A 21396-nucleotide genomic window follows, 5' to 3' on the forward strand; every position below is an offset into this window, starting at 1 on the left:
GCCGGTTATCTTTTTGTATTTTCATTTGGAGTTTTGGAATGAATCCAGTCGTTTTTGCCGTGTGCCTGATGCTGGCGCTGTCGCTGGCGCGCGTGCATGTGGTTTTCAGCCTGATCATCAGCGCCTTTGCGGGCGGGCTGATGGCGGATATTCCGGCCGCCACCATTTTGGCCGCCTTGCCGCCCGATGCCGTTGCGGGCGTGACTGAACCGGGCTTGGTGCTGAAATTGAAGTATCTGGTCAAGGTTTTTGAGGAAGGCATTACGGCGGGCACCACCACGGCGCTGTCTTACGCGGTATTGGGCGCTTTTGCCGTGGCCATTTCCTATTCGGGGCTGTCGCAGGCCATGGCCAATGTCATTGTCAGGCGCGCCACGCAAGGCAGCGGCCATTATGTGAAATGGCTGCTGATAGCGGCGCTTTTGCTGATGAGCATCATGAGCCAAAACCTCATCCCCATCCACATCGCCTTCATTCCGCTGGTGGTGCCGCCGCTGCTGGTGGTGATGAACCGCCTTCAGCTGGACCGCCGCATGCTCGCCTGCGTGATCACCTTCGGGCTGGTTTGCACCTACATGTTCGTGCCTTATGGTTTTGGCGACATTTTCCTGAACAAAATCCTGCTCGGCAATATCAGCAAATTCGGCATGGATGTATCCGGCGTCAATATCTACCACGCCATGTTCATTCCTGCGCTGGGCATGCTGGCGGGGCTGGCGGCGGCCATTTTCTTCAGCTACCGCAAGCCGCGCCATTATCAGGATTTGCCGGTTGAAGGGGCGGCGGAGCAGGTGGCGGTCAAACGGGAAAATATTATTGTCGCGGTGATTGCCGTGAGCATTGCCTTTCTGGCGCAGAAATATACCGGCTCATTGATTCTTGCGGGCCTGCTGGGTTTTGCCATTTTCATGGTTTCGCGCGTGATTCACTGGCAGCAGGCCGATACGGTTTTCAATAGCGGCATTCGCATGATGAGCATGGTCGCTTTCATCATGATTGCCGCCAATGGTTTTGCCGCCGTGATGAATGCCACGGGCGGCATCGAGCCGCTGGTGCGTGACAGCGTGGCTTTTTTCGGCAACAGCAAGGCGCTGGTTTCGCTGGCCATGCTGCTGGTGGGGCTGCTGGTGACGATGGGCATTGGCAGCTCGTTTTCCACGCTGCCGATCATTGCCGCCATTTACGTGCCGATTTGCGTGCACATGGGGTTTTCTCCGCTGGCCACGGTGGCCATCATCGGCACGGCCGGGGCGCTGGGCGATGCCGGCTCGCCCGCGTCGGACTCCACCCTCGGCCCGACAATGGGCTTCAATGCCGACGGCCAGCACAACCACGTCAAAGACAGCGTCATTCCCACTTTCATTCACTACAACATTCCGCTGCTGCTGGCGGGCTGGGTTGCGGCGCTGGTGCTGTAAGCGCCCGCCTGCGGCCAGGCGGCGCAAGAGGGTCGCGCGGGCCGCTGCCTGCCGGGGTTCTAAACTCGGGCGCGATTTTTTCCCCGCCCTTTTCTTCTTTTCCCCTTTTTTCTGGAAAGACCTGACACATGAAGACTTCCTGGTTCTCCCGCGCCGCCGCCGTGGCGCTGGTGGCGGCGGCCAGCCTGCTGGCCGCTTGCGGCTCCGGCTCCACCGTGCAGCAGCTCACGCCCACGCGTTTCATGGCCGTGGGCGACGGCATGATTGATCTGGGCCACGACGGCAAGCGCTACACCATCAACGACGGCTCCATGCTGTGGACGCAGCAGCTGGCCTCCCATTTCGGCCTGACCCTGGCTGACAGCTCCACGGGCGGCCTGAGCTACGCGCGCGGCAATGCCCGCATCATCGCCGCCGATCCCACGGGCGGCGGCGCGCCCAGCCTGTCCGCGCAGGTGGACGCGCTGCTGGCCAGGCTGAACAACAAGTTTGAAGACAGCGACGTGATCATCCTCTCCGGCGGCCACACCGACATCGTGACCGCCGTGAACGAAACCGGCATTTCCGCCACGACCACGGCCACGGTCAAGGCCGCCGGCACGGCGCTGGGCGATCTGGCCAAGCGCCTGTCCGAGGCGGGGGCCAAGCACGTGGTGGTTTCGGGCGTGTACAACCTGGGCCTGTCGCCCTGGGCGCGCGCCCAGGGCGAAGCCAAGGCCAACGCCATCCGCGATCTGTCCGTGGCTTTCAACGACGCCATGCTGCTGTCGCTGGCGGACACGAAATGGGGCCGCACCGTCCTGGCCATCAACCCCGGCCTGTTCTACAACCTGATTGCGAACGAAACGAAGGATCCGCTTTTCGCCAACGCGAAAGACCCCGTGTGCACCACGCCCGATGCCACCACCTGCACCAACAACACGCTGGTCAGCGGCGCCAAGGTGGAGCAGTACCTGTTTGCCGACAAGCTGTATTTCACCCCCCTGGCCAACCGCCTGTACGGCAGCAGCAGCTACGGCAACAACGCCTATTCGAGCCTGCGCGACCACTGGTGAGCGCCTGAGCGCTGGCGGGCGGCGCCCCAGGCAAAGCAGCGTTTTTCGCTATTGGATCAATAGCGTGTGCTCCTGGTGGAAACTGCGCAAAGCGCCTTTTTGATGCCCTGAATTTGCTCCTGTCAATGAAGCAATCCAGCCTTCAGGCAAGGCGCAGGGCCGCCTGACGCGAAGGGGCGACAGGCGGCCTTTTTCATTGGCCTGCCCGCCTCCGCCTCCTTGAGTTTCCGAATCCCTGAATTCCCGAGTTCTCCCCGAAAGACCTGAAACATGCCGATCACCCCGCAAGAGGCGCTGCTGCGCGCCATTGAGCACCGCGAAATCTTTCAGGACGAAATGCTGCACCTGATGCGGCTGATCATGCGCGGCGAGATTTCGCCGCTGATGGTGGCGGCCATCACCGCCGCGCTGCGCGTGAAAAAGGAAACTGTGGGCGAAATCACCGCCGCCGCGCAAGTCATGCGCGAATTCGCCACGCCCGTGCCCATTGCCGACAAAACGCATTTGGTCGATGTGGTAGGCACCGGCGGCGACGGCGCGCGCACCTTCAACATCAGCACCTGCGCCATGTTCGTGGCCGCCGCCGCCGGCGCGCGCGTGGCCAAACACGGCGGGCGCAGCGTCTCCAGCCAGTCGGGCAGCGCCGATGCCGTGGAGGCGCTGGGCATCCAGCTGAACCTCACGCCGCAGCAAATCGCCCAATGCGTGGCCGAAACCGGCGTGGGCTTCATGTTCGCGCCCAACCACCACCCGGCCATGAAAAACGTGGCCGCCATCCGCAAGGAAATGGGCGTGAGAACCCTGTTCAACCTGCTCGGCCCCCTGACCAACCCGGCTGACGCGCCCAACATCCTCATGGGCGTGTTCCACCCGGATCTGGTCGGCATCCAGGCGCGCGTGCTGCAAGCCCTGGGCGCGCGGCACGCCCTCGTGGTGCACGGGCTGGACGGCATGGACGAAATCAGCCTGGGCGCGCCCACCCTCGTGGCCGAGCTGCAAAACGGCCAAATCCGCGAATACGAAATCCGCCCCGAAGACTTCGGCCTCGACACCCAGCCGCCGCAAGGCATCCGCGTGGCCACGCCCGCCGAATCGGTCGCCATCGTGCGCGCCGTGCTCGCAGGCCAGCCGGGCCAGGCGCAAGACATCGTGGCCCTGAACGCGGGCGGCGCGCTCTACGTCGCCGGCGTGGCCGCCAGCCTGGCCGAAGGCGTGCAGCAGGCGCGCGCCGCCATTGCCAGCGGCGCGGCGCAAGCCAAGCTGGAGCAGGTGCAAGCCTTCAGCCGCGCTGCCTGAAGCCGCACGAAACACGCAAGGCCACCCCGGCAGCCCACACGCAAGAAAAGGAGCGCGCCCCATGTTCCACCACGACATGCCCACCACGGCGGAGCTGTTCAAAATCTTCGGCACCCTCGCCATCGTCATCGTCATCGCCGCTTTGATGACCTACTTCATGCTCATCAAAACCATCCGCAACCTGCGGCGCGGCATTCATGAAGAAAGCGGCGAGACGGGCAGCAAGACAGAAAGCGCGGCAGGCGGCGCGCCCGGAAATGCGCCAAACAGCGCGCCAAACAGCGCACAGAACGACACGCCCAACAGCACACCAGGCGGCGCGCCCGCTGCCGCACAAAGCGCCGCTGAAACCGCCCGCCAGCCATGAACGACATCCTGCAAAAAATCATCGCCGTCAAGCGCGAGGAAATCGCCGCCGGCCAGAAAAAAATTCCCCTGCCCGCCATGCGCGCCGACGCCGAAAGCCGCGTGCTCACGCGCGACTTCACCGCCGCCATGCGCGCCAAAGTGGCCGCCGGGCAGGCCGCCGTCATCGCCGAAGTCAAGAAAGCCAGCCCCAGCAAGGGCGTCATCCGCGCCGACTTCGCGCCCGCCGACATCGCCCAAAGCTATGCCCAGGGCGACGGCGCTACCCGCGCCGCCTGCCTTTCCGTGCTCACCGACCGGCAGTTCTTCCAGGGCTGCCCCGACTACCTCAAGCAAGCGCGCGCCAGCTGCGGCCTGCCCGTGCTGCGCAAAGACTTCATCATCGATCCCTGGCAGGTTTACGAAGCCCGCGCAATGGGCGCCGACGCCATCTTGCTCATCGCCGCCTGCCTGCAAGACGCGCAAATGGCCGAGCTGGAAGCCCTGGCCCACAGCCTGGACATGGCCGTGCTGGCCGAAGTGCACGACGCCGCCGAGCTGGAGCGCGCGCTGCGCCTGAAAACCCCGCTCATCGGCATCAACAACCGCAACTTGCGCACCTTCGCCACCACGCTGCAAACCACGCTCGATCTGCTGCCCGCCCTGCCTGCCGGCCGCCTGCCCGTGGCTGAAAGCGGCATCGCCACCCGCGCTGACGTGCAGCGCCTGCGCCAGGCAGGCGTGCACGCCTTCCTCGTGGGCGAAACCTTCATGCGCGCCAGCGAGCCAGGCCGCGCGCTGGCCGAGCTGTTTGGCGGCTGAAGAGCAAAAAAGAGGAGCGAAATTCAGGGGCCTGAAAATGGCATCTGCGCTTATTCATCCAGGAGGTATTGCTATGGAACAAGGAGCAGAAATAGCGCCTGCCTTCCCGCCCCGGCATGCGCCGGAGCGCCGCGCTTTTCAGCCGCCAGAAGGAGTCCATCCATGACCGATGCCGAATTCATCTACGCCCGCTGGCACGAAGCCGCCCGCAGCCGCGACGTGCCCGCGCTGCTGGCGCTCTACGCCGAAGACGCCGAGCTGGAGTCGCCCCTTGTGCCCGTCATCCTGAACCGCGCCAGCGGCGTGCTGCGCGGGCACGCGCAAATCCGTGAATTCCTCGAAGAAGGCACGCGCCGCCGCCCCAACGAACTCGTGCGCTGGCACCGCGACGGGCGTTTTCTGAGCGCAGGCGGCCTGCTCGTGTGGGAATACCCCCGCGCCACGCCGCAGGGCGAGCAAATCGACATTCTCGAATTCATGGAGCTGCAAGGCCGCCTCATCCAGCGCCACCGCATCTACTGGGGCTGGTTTGGCACGCAAACGCTCATTGCCTCGGCGCTGCGCAAGCAGGCCCAGGCTCCGTCTGAACACTGAAACCCAAGACGCGCCCGCGCCATGAATCTTCTGGCCTTTGACACCAGCACCGAAACGCTCTCCATCGCCGTGCAGCGCGGCCCGCAGGTGTTCGCGCACGAGGCGGCCGGCGGCGCGCAAGCCTCCGCCACGCTCATTGAGCAGGCGCTGGCGCTGCTGGAGCAGGCGCAGCTGGCCGTGGCCGGCCTGCACGCCATCGCCTTCGGGCGCGGCCCCGGCGCTTTCACCGGCCTGCGCACCGCCTGCGCCGTGGCCCAGGGGCTGGCCTGGGGCGCGGGCGTGCCCGTGCTGCCCATCGACACCCTGCTGGCCGTGGCCGAAAACGCCCGCCAGCGCCACGGCCTCACGCGCGCGCTTGCCTGGCTGGACGCCCGCATGGGCGAGGTTTATGCCGCCCCTTTCATCTGGCAGGCAGATGCCTGGCGCGCCCTGGACGCCGCGCGCGTGTGCGCGCCCGAGGAGCTGGCCCTGCCCGCTGGTGAGTCCGCCGCTGGCTGGGCCTTGGCGGGCAACGCCGCCAGCGCCTGCGGCAGCCGCCTGCCGCCCGCGCTGGACAGCCTGCCCCGCCTGCCCGCCCAGCCCGCTGCCACGGCCTTGCTCGCGCTGGCCGCGCCCATGCTGGCCGCCGGGCAGGGCCTGCCCGCCGAGCAGGCGCTGCCCCTGTACATCCGCGACAAAGTGGCGCAAACCACCGCCGAGCGGCTGGCCGCCCGCGCGGCGGAAGCAGCGAAGCAGAAGCGGGCGGAGCAAGGCCGGACGGAGGGCCGCGCGTGACAGCCCCCGCGCCGCGTCTGCAGGCCCTGACGGCGTCGCATCTGGACGCCGTGCTGGCCATTGAGCAAGCCGCGCAGGCCCATCCGTGGACGCGCGGGCACTTTGCCAGCGCGCTGGCCGCAGGCAACTGCCTGCTGGGCCTGATGGCCGGAGAGCGGCTGCTGGGCTACCTTGTGGCCATGCCCGGCGTGCAGGAAGCGCACTTGCTCAACCTGGCCGTGGCGCCCGAAAGCCAGGGCCAGGGCCTGGCCGGCGTGCTGCTGCGGGCGCTTGCGCTCTGGGCGCGCGGGCAGGGCGCGGCGTGCGTCTGGCTGGAAGCGCGCGCCAGCAACGAGCGCGCCTTGCGCGCGTACCGCCGATGCGGCTTCGCGCAAGCGGGCCTGCGGCGCGGCTACTACCCGGGCGCCAACAATCAGCGCGAAGACGCCATCGTCATGCGCCTGGATCTCTGACCCTGCCCCAAAGCCGCCGAAATGGACACCTTGAGGGACACCCTGAGCGAGCGCCAGCGCGCCATGCTGGCCGAAATGGGCATCCGCACCCACTGGCTGCCCCGCGCCAAGGCCCGCCTCGCCAAAGAAAAAGGGCCGTGCCAGCCCGATGCGGCAGCGCCTGAAGCGCGGGCCGCCGCGCCTGTTTTGCCGCCGCCAGCTGCCGCGCGGGCAGAAGCGGCGCCTGCGGGGCCAAAGGCTCCGGCCAGAACGCCCGGAACGCCCGAAGCACCCGGAACGCCCGAAGCACCCGGAACGCCCGAAGCACCCAAAGCGCCTGCCCGGCCCGAAGCGCCCGCCGCCAGCGCCCAGGCCGTCGCGGACATGGACTGGCCTGCGCTGCAAACCGCCGTCGCCCAGTGCCAGGCTTGCGGCTTGTGCGAAACCCGCCGCCAGACCGTGTTTGGCGCGGGCGCGCGCCAGGCCCGCTGGATGGTGGTTGGCGAAGCCCCCGGCGAGCAGGAAGACCGGCAGGGCCAGCCTTTCGTCGGCCCGGCGGGCAAGCTGCTCGATGCCATGCTGGCGGCCATGGGCCTGTCGCGCCACGCGGACGACGCCATCGACGCGCTGGAAAAACGCGCGGGCCAGGCGGGCCAGGGAGGCCAGGCCGGCGGCCCGCCTGCCGAGGGCGTGTACATCGCCAACGTGCTCAAGTGCCGCCCTCCCGCCAACCGCAACCCGCAGCCGGACGAAGTGGCCCGCTGCGAGCCTTACCTGCGCCGCCAGGTGGCGCTGGTGCAGCCGCAAGTCATTCTGGCGATGGGGCGCTTTGCCGTGCAGTCGCTGCTGCAAACCAGCGAGCCGATTGGCCGCCTGCGCGGGCGCGCGCACCAGTACGCAGGCGTGCCCGTCATCGTCACCTACCACCCGTCCTACCTGCTGCGCAACCCGCCCGACAAGGCCCGCGCCTGGCAGGACTTGTGCCTGGCCCTGCAAGTGATGCGGGAGCAAACGCAGCCCTGAATGCACACCAGAAAAAGGAGCAAATCCAGGGCCATCAAAAGCGGCTTCAGCGCCCGTCCCACTAGGATCTCATGCTATTGATACAGGAGCGAATTGATCCTGCTTCTGATGCTTGCGGCCTGCTGGCAGGGAGCGCAAGAAGCGGCATCAGGCGCTTATGCGCCTTTACTTGAAGAAAGCGTCGTAGCCCGTTTTCAGAATCAGCGCGCTGACCACCAGAATGAACGCGCCGCGCACAAAGCCCGCGCCGTGCCTGAGCGCCAGCCGCGTGCCGATCAGGCTGCCGGCCACATTGGCAGCGGCCATGACCAGGCCCGCCTGCCACCACACATGCTCCTTGGCGGCGAACAGGGCGATGGCGGCCACATTGGTGGCCACGTTCAGCAGTTTGGCGGCCGCCGAGGCGTTGAGAAAGTCATAGCCCAGCAGCCGCACGAACAGAAAGATGAAGAAGCTGCCCGTGCCGGGGCCGAAAAAGCCGTCGTACCAGCCGATGCCCAGCCCGATGAGCGAGGCGGCCAGCTGCTCGCCGCGCAGGGCGTAGCGCGGCGCGTGGATGCGGCCCAGGTCTTTGCGGGCCAGCGTGTAGGCCAGCACGGCGATCAGGATGAGGGGCAGCAGGCGGCGCAAAAAGTCTGGCTCGACTTGCGTGACCGTCCACGCGCCGCCCAGCGAACCCAGCAGCGCAGCGGCGGCGGCCGGCAGCAGCACGGGCCAGCGCATGGGCGCCTGGCGGCTGTACTGCACGGCGGCGATGAACGTGCCCCATACCGAGGCGCTTTTGTTGGTGCCCAGCAAGGTGGCCGGAGGCATGGCGGGGTAGGCGGCAAACAGCGTGGGCACCAGCACCAGGCCGCCGCCGCCGACGATGGCGTCAATCAGCCCCGCCAGCAGCGAGGCGCAAGAGACGATGAGCAGATCGAGCATGCGGCCTGTCCGTGAGTGGTGAATGCAAGGCGCGGCGCAAGGCTTGCGCCCGGGGCGGATGAGAAGAAAGGGCCAAGAAAAACGGGCATCTTGCGATGCCCGTAAAAACCCGGCGTGCGGGTCGCTTCATGCAACTGGCGCGGCCTGTTTGTGTTTTTGTGCCTCTTGCGGAGGCTGGCCTTGGCGGTTTGTCTCCTTCGGTCCCCTCGCGGCAGCTCGCCTGGCCAGGCCCTGCGGCGCTGCGATGGAGGGAACTGTATGCGCGGAAAAGCCGCTTGCCTATTGGGATTTGCCCGATTGCGCGGCGGCCCGTATTGCTGTCACGCCCCGGGAGCCGGCGGAGCCTGCTGGCCATCTGCCTGCGGCTTCGGGCCGTCTTGCGCCTTGCAGTCCGGCCCGATCCGCCCTCCTGATCCGCCTGTTTCCCCTTCGGCCAGACGCTGGGCAGGCGCTTACTGCGGCTGGCGCGTGTGGCCAAGCTGCGGCAGCACCGAGTCTTGGCCCAGTTGCAGCAGTCCGGCGCGGGCATACACGCCGAGCTTGCCGCGCGTGTCGGTGATGTCGAGGTTGCGCATGGTCAGCTGCCCGATGCGGTCGGCGGGCGTGAAGGGGGCGTTTTCCACCTTTTCCATCGACAGGCGCTCTGGCGCGTAGGTGAGGTTGGGGCTTTCGGTGTTGAGAATGCTGTAGTCGTTGCCGCGCCGCAGCTCCAGCGTGACTTCGCCCGTGATGGCGCGCGCCACCCAGCGCTGCGACATCTCGCGCAGCATGATGGCCTGCGGGTCAAACCAGCGGCCCTGGTAGAGCAGGCGGCCCAGCTTCAGGCCGTTGATGCGGTATTGCTCGATGGTGTCTTCGTTGTGAATGCCCGTGACCAGCCGCTCGTAGGCCGCGTGCAGCAGCGCCATGCCCGGCGCTTCGTAAATGCCCCGGCTTTTGGCTTCGATGATGCGGTTTTCAATCTGGTCGCTCATGCCCAGCCCGTGGCGGCCGCCGATTTCGTTGGCCTTGAGCATGAGCGCCACGGGGTCGTCAAAGGTCTGGCCATTGAGCGCCACGGGCTGGCCTTCTTCAAAGCGCACGCGCACTTCTTCGGGCCGGATGTCCACGTCCGCGCGCCAGAAGGCCACGCCCATGATCGGCTCGACGATGCGGATGCCGCTGGAGAGTTCTTCCAGGTCTTTGGCCTCGTGCGTGGCGCCGAGCATGTTGCTGTCGGTGCTGTAGGCTTTTTCGGCGCTCATCTTGTAGTCAAAGCCTGATGCGCGCAGGAACTCGGACATTTCCTTGCGCCCGCCCAGTTCGTCGATGAAGCGCTGATCCAGCCAGGGTTTGTAGATTTGCAAGCCGGGGTTGGCCAGCAGGCCGTAGCGGTAAAAGCGCTCGATGTCGTTGCCTTTGAAGGTGGAGCCGTCGCCCCAGATGTTCACGTCGTCTTCCTTCATGGCGTTTACCAGCATCGTGCCCGTGACGGCGCGGCCCAGCGGCGTGGTGTTGAAGTAGGTCACGCCCGCCGTGCTGATGTGAAAGGCGCTGCATTGCAAGGCGGCGATGCCTTCGTGCGCGAGCTGGCGGCGGCAGTCAATCAGGCGCGCCAGTTCGGCGCCGTATTGCAGGGCCTTGCGCGGAATGGCCTCGTAATCCGTTTCGTCAGGCTGGCCCAGATTGGCCGTGTAGGCGCAGGGCACGGCGCCTTTCTGGCGCATCCACAGCAGAGCGGCGGAAGTGTCCAGGCCGCCGGAAAAGGCGATGCCGACTTTCTGGCCAGTGGGAAGCGATTGCAAGATGGTGGACATGTGGAAAACAGTTAGGGAGTGAAAAATGAAAAACGTATCTTAGAACCAGCCCCCAGGCCCAGTTTTCGCCAGCCGGGGAATGTCAAAAAGAAGAGCGAATCAAGGGGCATCAAAATGCCGTTTCGCGCAATTTCCACTAGGACATCTAGCTATGGATAGGGGAGCGAAATCATGCCGCCTGCCTTGCCCGGGCCGCCTTCTTGCGTTCCAGGCAGGCTGCGCACGGGCTTGGCCTTCGGCGCTGGGGGCCGGCGCGGGCTGGGCGCGCGGCCATTGGGCCGACATCCATCAGAGCCTGCTTGCAATCTGGCCGCGAAGGGCAAAGGCCTGGGCATCGGGATGAACGGCCAAGCGCAAACCGCAAGCCGCTTGCGCCTGCGGATGGACCTTGAACAGCCTTTCAGGGCGCTTGCAGGCCAAGGGCGCGCCACTGCTGCGCCGCTTCGGGCGACTGCATGGCCTGCGCCAGTTGGCGGGCGGCTTCAGAAGCCTTGAGCCGCCAGGTCAGGGTGTAGGGCAGGCCCGTGTCCAGCGCGGCGGGCAGCGGGGTGATGCCCAGGGCGGTGGAGGCCGCGTCTGCGCCCGCGCCGATGCAGCCCTGCACGGCGGCATCAATGCGGCCCTGCATCAGCTCTTCGCGCAGGGGCTGGCCGCCGGAGAGCACATGAACTTTGGCGGTGAGTGTGGCATGCGCGCCGGACTGGAGCTGGTCGGCGCGGTCCACCAATTGCCAGAACGCATCGCCCAGCGGCTCGGCGCCGGGCTGATAGGCGCCCACGCGCACATCGGCGCGCAGCAGCGCGCCCAGCGCCGTGGCAGGCGCCACGGTCAGGCGCGGCGCGGTCATCAGGCACAGGCTGTCTTTGGCAATGACGGCAGGCGGCTGCCATTGCCCGCCAGATGCCAGCTGCTGCGGCTGGGTGGAGCCGGCGGCCACGAAAACGTCGGCTTCCTGCCCCTGGCTGATGCGCTGGCGCAAGGCGGCGGAAGGGCCGAAGGTGAGCGCCACGGGCTGGCCCGTGCGCGCTTCGTGGCGGCTGGCAATGGCCTGCACGGCAGGGCGCAAGGCGCTGTCGGCCCAGAGGCGGATTGCGCCAGGCGCGGGCGCGCCGCCGGAAGCGGCCTGCCCCGTGTCTTGCCCGGCTGAAGGCGCGCTCTCGCGTGTGGGCGTGCAGCCGGGCAGGCAGGCAGCCAGCGCCAGCAGGCAGGCGGATAGCCAGGCGGCTCGTGTCACTTGCATGGCCCGTGATCGCTGCGGCGTGCCTTACAGACCGGCGGCGGCGCGCAGGGCTTCGGCCTTGTCGGTCTGCTCCCAGCTGAATTCCGGCTCGTTGCGGCCAAAGTGGCCGTAGGCGGCGGTTTTGGCGTAGATGGGGCGTTGCAGCTTGAGCATTTCGATGATGCCTTTGGGGCGCAAATCGAAATGTTCGCGCACGAGCTGGGCCAGTTTTTCGTCAGGCAGCTTGCCGGTGCCTTCGGTGTAGACGGTGATGTTCATGGGCTGCGCCACGCCGATGGCGTAGGCCACCTGGATTTGGCACTGGCGCGCCAGCCCGGCGGCGACGATGTTCTTGGCCACGTAGCGGGCGGCGTAGGCGGCGCTGCGGTCCACCTTGGTGGGGTCTTTGCCGCTGAAAGCGCCGCCGCCGTGGGGGCAGGCGCCGCCGTAGGTGTCCACGATGATTTTGCGGCCCGTCAGGCCGCAGTCGCCTTGCGGGCCGCCGACGACGAAGCGCCCGGTGGGGTTGATGAGAAAGCGCGTGTCCTTAAGCCACTCGGCGGGCAGCACGGGCTTGATGATTTCCTCGATCACGGCTTCGATGAAGCTGGCCTTCATCTTCGTGGCGCTTTCGCTCTGGTCAGGGCTGTGCTGGGTGGAGAGCACCACGGTGTCGATGCTGTGGGGCTTGCCGTCCACGTAGCGCAGCGTGACCTGGCTTTTGGCGTCGGGGCGCAAAAAAGGCAGGCGGCCATCCTTGCGCAGCATGGCCTGGCGCTCGACCAGGCGGTGGGCGTAGTGGATGGGCGCGGGCATGAGGGTGGGCGTTTCGTCGCAGGCGTAGCCGAACATCAGGCCCTGATCGCCCGCGCCGGTGTTCAGGTGGTCGTCGCTGGCCTGATCCACGCCCTGGGCGATGTCGTTGCTTTGCCGGTCGTAGCAGACCATGACGGCGCAGCCTTTGTAATCAATGCCGTAGTCGGTGTTGTCGTAGCCGATGCGCTTGATGGTGTCGCGCGCCACCTGGATGTAGTCCACGTTGGCATTGGCGCTGATTTCGCCGGCCAGCACCACCAGGCCGGTGTTGGTCAGCGTTTCGGCGGCCACACGCGCGCGCGGGTCTTGCGCGAGGATGGCGTCCAGGATGCTGTCGGAAATCTGGTCGGCCACCTTGTCGGGGTGGCCTTCGGAAACGGATTCGGATGTGAAGAGAAAGTCGCTCGCCATGATGTGAATAAACTCCTTGGGTTGCGCGTCGCCGCCGCGTTTGCAAAACCGTTTTGCAAAGCAACCGGAAGGAGCCTGGCGAACGCTTTAGCAGTATTTTTTTAATGTCGCCCTGCAAGTTGCCCGGTTAACTCGGCGACAAGTTGCGCATTCTACCTATTTGCGTTTTCATGCTTTTGCTGTATCGCCTTGTATCCGGATGGCCGTTGGGGTTGTTGCACGGCGTGGGTGCGGCGCTGGGCTGGCTGATCTGGCTGCTTTCTCCCACCTATCGCAGGCGCTTTGCGCAAAACGCCGCACAGGCGGGCTACGCCTTCGGGCAGGTGCGCGCCGCCGTGGCGCACGCGGGCCGCATGGCGTGCGAGACGCCGCGCCTGTGGTTCGGCCCGCCCGTGCCCGTGCAGTGGCAGGGGCGGGAAGCGGCCGATGCCGCCTACGCGGCAGGCAGGGGCATCGTGTTTCTCACGCCGCATCTGGGCTGCTTCGAGATCACCGCGCAGGGACTGGCCGCGCGCTACTCGGCGCAATACGGGCCGCTGACGGTGCTCTACCGCCCCGCGCGCCAGAAGGCGCTGGCCGAAGTGGTGCAAACCGCCCGCCGCCGTGAGGGGCTGGAAACCGCGCCCACCACGCTGGCGGGCGTGCGGCAAATGCTCAAGGCCCTGCGCGCGGGCCATGCCGTGGGCCTGCTGCCCGATCAGGTGCCGCCCGAAGGGCTGGGCGAGTGGACGCCTTTTTTCGGCAAGCCCGCCTACACCATGACGCTGGCGGCGCGCCTGGCGCTGCAAACGGGCGCCACGCCGCTGCTGGTGTGGGGCGAGCGCCTGCCCGCCGCGCGGGGCTTTTGCCTGCACGTGCAGCCGCTGTCAAGCCCGCTGCCGCAAGAGCTGTCCGCCGCCGTGGCGCACATCAACGCCGAGATGGAGCGCCTCATCCGCCAGTGCCCGCAGCAATACCTCTGGGGCTACGGGCGCTACAAGCACCCGCGCCCGCAAGGCTGAAGGCCATGGGCGAATCTCCTTGCGCCCAAGCGGCAAAAGCAGATCCGGCGCGGGGCCGCTGGACGGGCCGCCTGGTCGTGCGCCTCATGCGCCTGATCGCCCCGCTGCCGCTGCCCGTGCTGCGCGGCGCGGGCTGGCTGCTGGGCAGCCTGTGCTGGCCGCTGGCGCGCGGCCGCCGCCACGTGGCCCTGGTCAATTTGCGCCTGTGCTTTCCGCAGTGGAGCGAAAAGCGCCGCCGGCAGGTGGCGCGCCAGAGCTTCATCTGCTTTTTTCAGGCTTTTCTGGACCGCGCCTGGGTCTGGCACGGCGCGCCCCGCCTGCTGCTGGAGCGCGTGCGCATCACCGGCCAGGCCGATGAGCTGCGCCGCCCCGAAGCCGCCGTGCTCTTCGCCCCGCACTTTTACGGCATGGACGCGGGCGGCTCGGCCATCATGCAGCGGCTCATCCAGCGCGGCTGCACCATCTACACCATCCAGCGCGATGCGGCGCTGGACGCCTGGATGCGCCAGGGCCGCCAGCGTTTTGGCGACGTGCAGCCGCTCAACCGGGAAGACGGCGTCAAGCCCGTCATCAAGGCCCTGCGCGGCGGCCGCTATCTCTATTTGCTGCCTGACATGAACTTCGGCCCGCAAGAGTCCATCTTCGTGCCCTTTTACGGCGTGCCCGCCGCCACCGTGCCTTCGCTGCCGCGCTTTGCCCGGCTGGGGCGCGCGCGCGTCATCCCTGTCATCACCCGCATGACCGCCGCTGGCTACGAAGTGCAGGTGCACGCCCCCTGGCAGGGCTATCCCACGGACGACGTGCAGGCCGACACGGCCCTCATGAACGAGCGCCTGCAAGAGTGGATCAACGCCATGCCCGAGCAGTACTACTGGGTGCACAAGCGCTTCAAAACCCGGCCCGAAGGCGAGCCGCCGGTGTACTGAAAAGCCTTTGGCGCGGCTTCGCGCGCGGCGCGCCTTGCGGCAGCGCCTGGGCTGCTTGAAAACCTGCTGCTGGCGGGCATCTGTGCGGGCATGCCAAAAAAGAAAACCGCTGCTTGCACGCCTGCCCCCGTTTCCGCATCCGTTCCTGATTCCGCGCCTGATCCGGCTGCTGCCCGCGCCGCCGCGCCGCTGATTCGCCTGCGCGGCGCGCGCCAGCACAACCTGAAAAACCTGGACGTGGACATTCGCACGGGCGAGATGACGGTGGTGACGGGGCCGAGCGGCTCGGGCAAGTCCAGCCTGGTGTTTGACACGCTGTATGCCGAAGGGCAGCGGCGCTATGTGGAAACCTTCAGCGCCTACGCGCGGCAGTTTCTCGACCGCATGGACAAACCGGCGGTGGACCGCGTGGAAGGCGTGCCGCCCGCGATTGCGATTGACCAGACCAATCCGGTGCGCTCTTCGCGCTCCACCGTGGGCACGATGACGGAGCTGAACGACCACATCAAGCTGCTGTTTGCGCGCGCCGGGCAGCTTTTTGACGCGCAAACGGCGCTGCCGGTGCGCCATGACAGCGCCGAAAGCATTTACGCCGAGCTGCTGCGCCGCGCCCAAGCGGCGGGCGATCCGCGCGTGGCACTCACGTTTGCCGTGGAGCTGCCCGCCAGCGCCAGTGCCGACGAGGTGCAGCAGTGGCTATCGGCCAGCGGCTTCACGCGGGTGCAGGCCGAGCGGCAAGAGGGCGGGCGCAAGGTGCTGGATGTGGTGGCCGACCGCTTCCGCCTGGGGCGCGCCGAGCGCGCGCGGGCGCTGGAGGCCATTGAAGTGGCGCTGCGGCGCGGCGGCGGGCAGATGGCGGCGTATGTGCTGGCGGATGAGGGCGAGAAAGAAGGCTTGAGCGGCCAAGACAGCGGCGAAAACAGCGGCGGGCCGCTGCTCTGGCGCTTTTCCACGGGGCTGCATTGCCCGGAGAGCGGGCGGCGCTATCACGAGCCGTCGCCGTCGATGTTTTCCTTCAACTCGCCAGTGGGCGCGTGCGAGGCGTGCCGGGGCTTCGGGCGGGTGATTGGCGTGGACTGGGGGCTGGTCGTGCCTGATGCGCGGCTGAGCTTGCGCGCCGGGGCCATCAAGCCGATTCAGACGCCCGCGTGGAAGGAGTGCCAGCAAGATTTGATGCGCCACGCCGCAGCGGCGGGCATTCCGCGCGACACGCCCTGGGCGCAGCTCACGCCGCAGCAGCGGCAATGGGTGATTGAAGGCGCGCCGAATTTCCGCGAGGGCAACTGGAGCCGGCAGTGGTACGGCATGCGGCGCTTTTTCCAGTATCTGGAAAGCAAGGCCTACAAGATGCACATCCGCGTGCTGCTGTCCAAATACCGCAGCTACACCCCGTGCGAGGCGTGCGGCGGCGCGCGCCTCAAAGACGAATCGCTCTTGTGGCGCGTGGGCAGCAAGGCCGACGCCGATGCCGTGCTGGCGCCCGCGCAGCGCTTCATGCCGCACGGCGTGGCCTGGACGCGCGAGCAGCTTGAAAGCCTGCCGGGCCTGAGCCTGCATGACGTGATGCAGCTGCCCATCGAGCGCCTGCGCGTGTTCGCAGACCGGCTGGCGGGGCCTGAAATCACTACCAAAAAGATAGCTGCCAGCGCAGATTCCACTAGGACAAACGGCCGGTTTGATGCCGAAACTGAAGCTGAAACCGGCGCTCGCGCTGATGCGGCGGATGCCGCCGCGTCATCGGCCGCCAGCGCCGATGCGCAGGCGCGCAAGCTCATCCTGGACGAAATCCGCGCGCGCCTGCAATACCTGACGGACGTGGGGCTGGACTACCTCACGCTGGACCGGCAAAGCCGCACCTTGAGCGGCGGCGAAGTGCAGCGCATCAACCTCACCACGGCGCTGGGCACTTCGCTGGTGAACACGCTGTTTGTGCTGGACGAGCCGAGCATTGGCCTGCACCCGCGCGACATGGCGCGCATCAACCGCGCCATGCAGCGCCTCAAGCGCGTGGGCAACACGCTGGTGGTGGTGGAGCACGACCCGGCCGTGATGCTGGCCGCCGACCGCGTGCTGGACTTTGGCCCCGGCCCCGGCGCGGCAGGCGGGCGCATCGTGTTTGACGGCACGCCCGCCCAATTGCGGCAGGCCGATACGCTCACCGGCCAGTATCTGGGCGGGCGCAAGCGCATCAGCGCCGGGCAGGCGCGGCCCGTGCAGGACAGCACGCCCCGGCTCATTCTGGAAGGCGCGCGCGAGCACAACCTCAAAGGGCTGGATGTGGCCTTCCCCCTGCAACGGCTGGTGACGGTGACGGGCGTGAGCGGCTCGGGCAAATCCACGCTGATTCAAAACGTGCTGGCCCCGGCGCTGCTGCGCCACTTTGGCCAGGCCACCGAAGCGCCCGGCGCGCACGAGCGCCTGCTGGGCGCCGAACAGCTGGCGGGCGTGGTGTTCGTCGATCAATCGCCCATCGGCAAAACGGCGCGCTCCAACCCGGCCAGCTACGTGGGCGCGTGGGACGCCATCCGCAAGCTCTTTGCCGCCGCGCCGCTGGCGCGCCAGCGCGGCTACACCGCCGCCAAATTCAGCTTCAACAGCGGCGACGGCCGCTGCCCCACCTGCGGCGGCAGCGGCTTCGAGCACGTGGAAATGCAGTTTCTGAGCGACGTGTATCTGCGCTGCCCCGACTGCAACGGCCGCCGCTGGCGGCCCGAAGTGCTGGAAGTGACGATAGAGCGCCCCGCGCGCAGCCTGGCCACGGATGCCGACCTGGACGCCGCCGCCGAACGCCTGGCCGAAGTGGCCAGCGGCAGGCCCGACCCTGCCCCCGCCGCCCGCGCGCTGAACGTGGCCGACGTGCTGGAACTCACCGTGGCCGAAGCCGCGCAGCTTTTTGCGCAAGACCGCGACGTTATCCGCGCCCTGCAACCGCTGATGGATGTGGGGCTGGACTACGTGAAGCTGGGCCAGCCCGTGCCCACGCTCAGCGGCGGCGAGGCGCAGCGCCTGAAACTGGCGGGCCACCTGGCCGAAGCTGCGCAAACAGCCAGCCGGTCGCGCCAGCCCGTGGCCACAAAAGGCACGCTGTTTCTGTTTGACGAGCCAACCAGCGGCCTGCACTTTGACGACATCGCCAAGCTCATGCGCGCGCTGCGCAAGCTGCTGCAAGCGGGGCACTCCATCATCGTCATCGAACACAACCTGGACATGATGCGCGCCAGCGACTGGCTGATTGACCTCGGCCCCGAAGGCGGCGAGGCGGGCGGGCGCATCGTGGCGCAAGGCGCGCCCGCCGAAGTGGCGGCCTGCCCGCATTCGCACACCGGCGCGGCGCTGCGCGAATACGAGCGCGCGCTGGCGGCGGGCATGGCGCAAGCGGCTGAAGCCGCCGATCAAGCCGCCGCTGAAGTGACTGAAGTCGCTGAAGCGCGCGCCGCCTATGCCGCGCCCGCTGCGCCTGCCGCACCCGCCCCGGCCGAGATTGAAATCGTCCACGCCCGCGAGCACAACCTGAAGAACCTGAGCGTTTGCATTCCGCGCGGCAAATTCAGCGTCATCACCGGCGTGAGCGGCAGCGGCAAATCCACGCTGGCCTTCGACATCCTCTTTGGCGAAGGCCAGCGCCGCTATCTGGAAAGCCTGAACGCCTACGCCCGCAGCATCGTGCAGCCCGCCGGCCGCCCGGATGTGGACGCCGTGCACGGCATACCGCCCACCGTCGCCATCGAGCAGCGCCTCTCGCGCGGCGGGCGCAAATCCACCGTGGGCACCATCACCGAGGTCTGGCACTTTCTGCGCCTGCTCTACGTGAAGCTGGGCGTGCAGCACTGCGTGCACGACGGCGCGCCCGTGCAGCCGCAAACGCCCGAACGCATCGCCGCGCAGCTGCTCACCCGCTACCGGGGCCAAACCATCTGCCTGATGGCCCCGCTGGTGGTGGGCCGCAAAGGCGTTTACACCGAACTGGCCGAATGGGCGCGCCCGCGCGGCTACGCCCACTTGCGCGTGGATGGCGAATTTCTGCCCACCAGCGCCTTCCCGCGCATCGACCGCTTCAAGGAACACACCATCGAGCTGCCCGTGCTGACCTTGCCCGTGACGCCCGGCAACGAAGCCGCCTTGCGCAGCGGCCTGGTGCGCGCGCTGGAGCACGGCAAAGGCATCGTTCACGTGCTGCACGGCGCCAGCGGCCTGCCAGCCGCGCTGCAAGCGGGCCAGCCCACGGCTGGCATGGGGCAGGTGGCCGTCTTTTCCACCCGCCGCGCCTGCCCCGTGTGCGACACCAGCTACGCCGAGCCAGACCCGCGCCTGTTTTCCTACAACAGCAAACACGGCTGGTGCCCCGAATGCGTGGGCACCGGCTTGCTGCTCACACGCGAGCAGCGCCAGGCGCTGGATGACTCCGTGCTGGCGGGCGACCCAAAAGGCCGCGAGCAAAGCTTTGCTGAAGCCGATGTGGAGGGGCTGACGGGCCAACCCTGCCCCGCCTGCCACGGCACGCGCCTGAACCCCGTGGCGCGGCACGTGCTACTGCCAGCGGAATGGAGCGGCGCGCCTTCTGGCAAGCCCTCTGATTCAGAGCCAAATCGGCCTGAGGTCCTAGTGAAATCAGCGCGGGCAGCTACTAAAAAAGGAGCGGAAAAGAGCCTTGAAAGCCCCGGAAGCCACGACGGCATCGCCATCACCGAACTGGCCCGCATGAGCGTCAGCCAGCTGCGCCAGTGGTTTGCCGCGCTGCGCCTGCAAGGGCGCGAAGCGGAGATTGCGCGCGATTTGCTGCCCGAAATCAGCAGCCGCCTTGAATTTCTGGAGCAAGTGGGCCTGGGCTACCTCACGCTGGACCGGGGCGCGCCCACGCTCAGCGGCGGCGAAGCCCAGCGCATCCGCCTGGCCGCCCAGCTGGGCAGCAACCTGCAAGGCGTGTGCTACGTGCTCGACGAACCCACCATCGGCCTGCATGCGCGCGACAACCACATCCTGCTGGACGCGCTGCACCAGCTCTCGGCCAAAGGCAACACGCTGGTCGTGGTGGAGCACGACGAAGACACCATCCGCCGCGCCGAGCACCTGATCGACATCGGCCCCGGCGCGGGCGTGCGCGGCGGCCGCCTCATCGCCCAGGGCAGCGTGGCCGACCTGGCCGCCGCGCCCGAATCCGCCACGGGCCGCTACCTGCGCCAGGCCATGCGCCACCCCCTGCACCCGCGCCGCGAAGTGAACTGGCCCGCCAGCGTTCAAGAAGCCAGCCAGGCCATCCGCAGCGGCGCCGGCAAAGGCCAGCCGCCTGCCGCCGCCCGCATGGCCCAGGCCCTGCAAACGCTGGGCGACTTTCCCGTCAGCAGCGAACCCGGCTGGCTCTGGCTGCAAAACGCCAGCCTGCACAACCTGCGCCACATCAACGCGGCCCTGCCCCTCAAGCGCCTGGTCGCCGTCACCGGCGTGAGCGGCAGCGGCAAATCCACCTTCGCCCGCGACGTGCTCCTGAGCAGCGTGCAGCGCCTGCTTGCCAGCAAGGCAGCCGCCGGAACAACGGCCAAAACCCGCTCCAGCGCACGCCAATCAAGCGCGGGCAGCTATCAAAACAGTAGCGCAGGCAGCGCCACGGGCTGCGCCGACCTCAAAGGCTTTGGCGGCATCGACCGCGTGCTCGAAGTCGATCAAACCCCCATCGGCAAAACCCCGCGCTCGTGCCCCGCCACCTACATTGGCTTTTGGGACAGCGTGCGCAAACTCTTTGCCGACACCCTGGAAGCGCGCGCGCGCGGCTGGGGCCCCGGGCGCTTTTCCTTCAACACCGGCGAAGGCCGCTGCCCCGCCTGCGAAGGCCAGGGCATGCGCACCATCGAAATGGCCTTCCTGCCCGACGTGAAAGTGCCCTGCGAAACCTGCCACGGCGCGCGCTTTTCGCCCGAAACCCTGGCCGTCACCTGGCGCGGCAAAAACATCGGCGAAGTGCTGCAAATGGAAGTGGACGAAGCCGTCGAATTCTTCGCCAGCATGCCCGCCATCAGCCACCCGCTGCACCTGCTGCGCGACGTGGGCCTGGGCTACCTCACCCTCGGCCAGCCCAGCCCCACCTTGAGCGGCGGCGAAGCCCAGCGCATCAAGCTCGTTGCCGAACTGAGCAAAGTGCGCGACGACCTCACCCGCCGGGGCCGCAAAGCCCCGCACACCCTCTACGTACTCGACGAACCCACCGTCGGCCTGCACATGCAAGACGTGGAAAAACTCATCCACGTCCTGCACCGCCTGGTCGACGCCGGCCACAGCGTCATCGTCATCGAACACGACCTGGACCTCATCGCCGAAGCCGACTGGATCATCGACCTAGGCCCCGAAGGCGGCGACGCCGGCGGCCAGCTGGTCGCCGCCGGCACGCCGGAAGATGTGGTGAAGGCAGGCACGCACACGGGGCAGGCGGTGGAAAAGCTTTTGAAATCCCGAAAAGGAAATTGATATGAAAAAATCATTTCTCCGTAAATTCCGTATATGGAAATGAATAACGAAAATCAATTTTCATGAATCGTCTTGGACGATTTGAA

16 protein-coding genes are annotated in these 21396 nt (G+C 67.3%); 12 read left to right on the forward strand and 4 right to left on the reverse strand.

All coding sequences use genetic code 11. The features are described 5' to 3' along the window. Positions 1-38 precede the first annotated feature (38 nt). The 9 genes from ADJ79_RS04355 (at position 39) to ADJ79_RS04395 (ending at position 7758) form a co-directional block, all read left to right on the forward strand. Complete coding sequence (locus ADJ79_RS04355) at positions 39-1418, forward strand: Na+/H+ antiporter family protein (protein ID WP_050714948.1); 1380 nt, start codon at positions 39-41, stop codon at positions 1416-1418. 128 nt (positions 1419-1546) lie between these two features. Further along, a complete protein-coding gene (locus tag ADJ79_RS04360; protein WP_050714949.1) occupies positions 1547-2473 on the forward strand; it encodes an SGNH/GDSL hydrolase family protein in 927 nt (308 codons plus the stop codon). Between the two features lie 270 nt (positions 2474-2743). Continuing rightward, positions 2744-3769 carry an anthranilate phosphoribosyltransferase gene (gene trpD / locus ADJ79_RS04365; RefSeq protein ID WP_050714950.1) on the forward strand — a complete coding sequence of 342 codons (1026 nt, stop codon included), beginning with the start codon at positions 2744-2746 and terminating at the stop codon, positions 3767-3769. 61 nt (positions 3770-3830) lie between these two features. Further along, positions 3831-4136 carry a hypothetical protein gene (locus ADJ79_RS04370; RefSeq protein ID WP_156304023.1) on the forward strand — a complete coding sequence of 102 codons (306 nt, stop codon included), beginning with the start codon at positions 3831-3833 and terminating at the stop codon, positions 4134-4136. Next, complete coding sequence (gene trpC / locus ADJ79_RS04375) at positions 4133-4936, forward strand: indole-3-glycerol phosphate synthase TrpC (protein ID WP_050714952.1); 804 nt, start codon at positions 4133-4135, stop codon at positions 4934-4936. Before ADJ79_RS04370 ends, trpC begins: the two co-directional genes overlap by 4 nt. Positions 4937-5098: 162 nt before the next feature. Next, on the forward strand, positions 5099-5530 hold the full coding sequence (locus ADJ79_RS04380) for a nuclear transport factor 2 family protein (RefSeq protein WP_050714953.1): 432 nt from the start codon (positions 5099-5101) through the stop codon (positions 5528-5530). A 21-nt stretch (positions 5531-5551) separates the two neighbouring features. Continuing rightward, on the forward strand, positions 5552-6304 hold the full coding sequence (gene tsaB, locus ADJ79_RS04385) for a tRNA (adenosine(37)-N6)-threonylcarbamoyltransferase complex dimerization subunit type 1 TsaB (protein WP_050714954.1): 753 nt from the start codon (positions 5552-5554) through the stop codon (positions 6302-6304). Beyond that, positions 6301-6756 (forward strand): ribosomal protein S18-alanine N-acetyltransferase, encoded by a 456-nt coding sequence (rimI, locus tag ADJ79_RS04390; RefSeq protein ID WP_050714955.1) that lies wholly within the window; start codon positions 6301-6303, stop codon positions 6754-6756. The genes tsaB and rimI overlap by 4 nt, the downstream gene beginning before the upstream one ends. Positions 6757-6777: 21 nt before the next feature. Beyond that, on the forward strand, positions 6778-7758 hold the full coding sequence (locus tag ADJ79_RS04395) for a uracil-DNA glycosylase family protein (RefSeq protein WP_050714956.1): 981 nt from the start codon (positions 6778-6780) through the stop codon (positions 7756-7758). 165 nt (positions 7759-7923) lie between these two features. Here the strand turns inward: ADJ79_RS04395 and ADJ79_RS04400 are convergent, their stop codons facing one another. From ADJ79_RS04400 to metK, 4 genes are all read right to left on the reverse strand, one after another. Next, positions 7924-8685 carry a TSUP family transporter gene (locus ADJ79_RS04400; RefSeq protein ID WP_050714957.1) on the reverse strand — a complete coding sequence of 254 codons (762 nt, stop codon included), beginning with the start codon at positions 8683-8685 and terminating at the stop codon, positions 7924-7926. Positions 8686-9137: 452 nt separating this feature from the next. Next, complete coding sequence (argG, locus tag ADJ79_RS04405; protein ID WP_050714958.1) at positions 9138-10481, reverse strand: argininosuccinate synthase; 1344 nt, start codon at positions 10479-10481, stop codon at positions 9138-9140. Positions 10482-10881: 400 nt separating this feature from the next. Continuing rightward, positions 10882-11721, reverse strand: coding sequence for a substrate-binding domain-containing protein (locus ADJ79_RS04410; RefSeq protein WP_050714959.1), 840 nt, complete (start codon positions 11719-11721; stop codon positions 10882-10884). Positions 11722-11745: 24 nt separating this feature from the next. Next, the gene (metK, locus tag ADJ79_RS04415; protein WP_050714960.1) at positions 11746-12927 is read right to left on the reverse strand and encodes a methionine adenosyltransferase; all 1182 of its coding nucleotides are present in this window, start codon (positions 12925-12927) and stop codon (positions 11746-11748) included. Between the two features lie 170 nt (positions 12928-13097). On the opposite strand from metK, the gene ADJ79_RS04420 reads away from it, so the two are divergent. From ADJ79_RS04420 to ADJ79_RS04430, 3 genes are all read left to right on the forward strand, one after another. Continuing rightward, on the forward strand, positions 13098-13928 hold the full coding sequence (locus ADJ79_RS04420; protein ID WP_050714961.1) for a lysophospholipid acyltransferase family protein: 831 nt from the start codon (positions 13098-13100) through the stop codon (positions 13926-13928). A gap of 5 nt (positions 13929-13933) precedes the next feature. Further along, the gene (locus ADJ79_RS04425; protein WP_082202977.1) at positions 13934-14854 is read left to right on the forward strand and encodes a lysophospholipid acyltransferase family protein; all 921 of its coding nucleotides are present in this window, start codon (positions 13934-13936) and stop codon (positions 14852-14854) included. Between the two features lie 258 nt (positions 14855-15112). Beyond that, positions 15113-21310 (forward strand): excinuclease ABC subunit UvrA, encoded by a 6198-nt coding sequence (locus ADJ79_RS04430; protein WP_371256945.1) that lies wholly within the window; start codon positions 15113-15115, stop codon positions 21308-21310. Positions 21311-21396: the final 86 nt, after the last annotated feature.

The sequence above is a fragment of the Ottowia sp. oral taxon 894 genome (assembly GCF_001262075.1).
Classification (GTDB): domain Bacteria; phylum Pseudomonadota; class Gammaproteobacteria; order Burkholderiales; family Burkholderiaceae_C; genus Ottowia; species Ottowia massiliensis.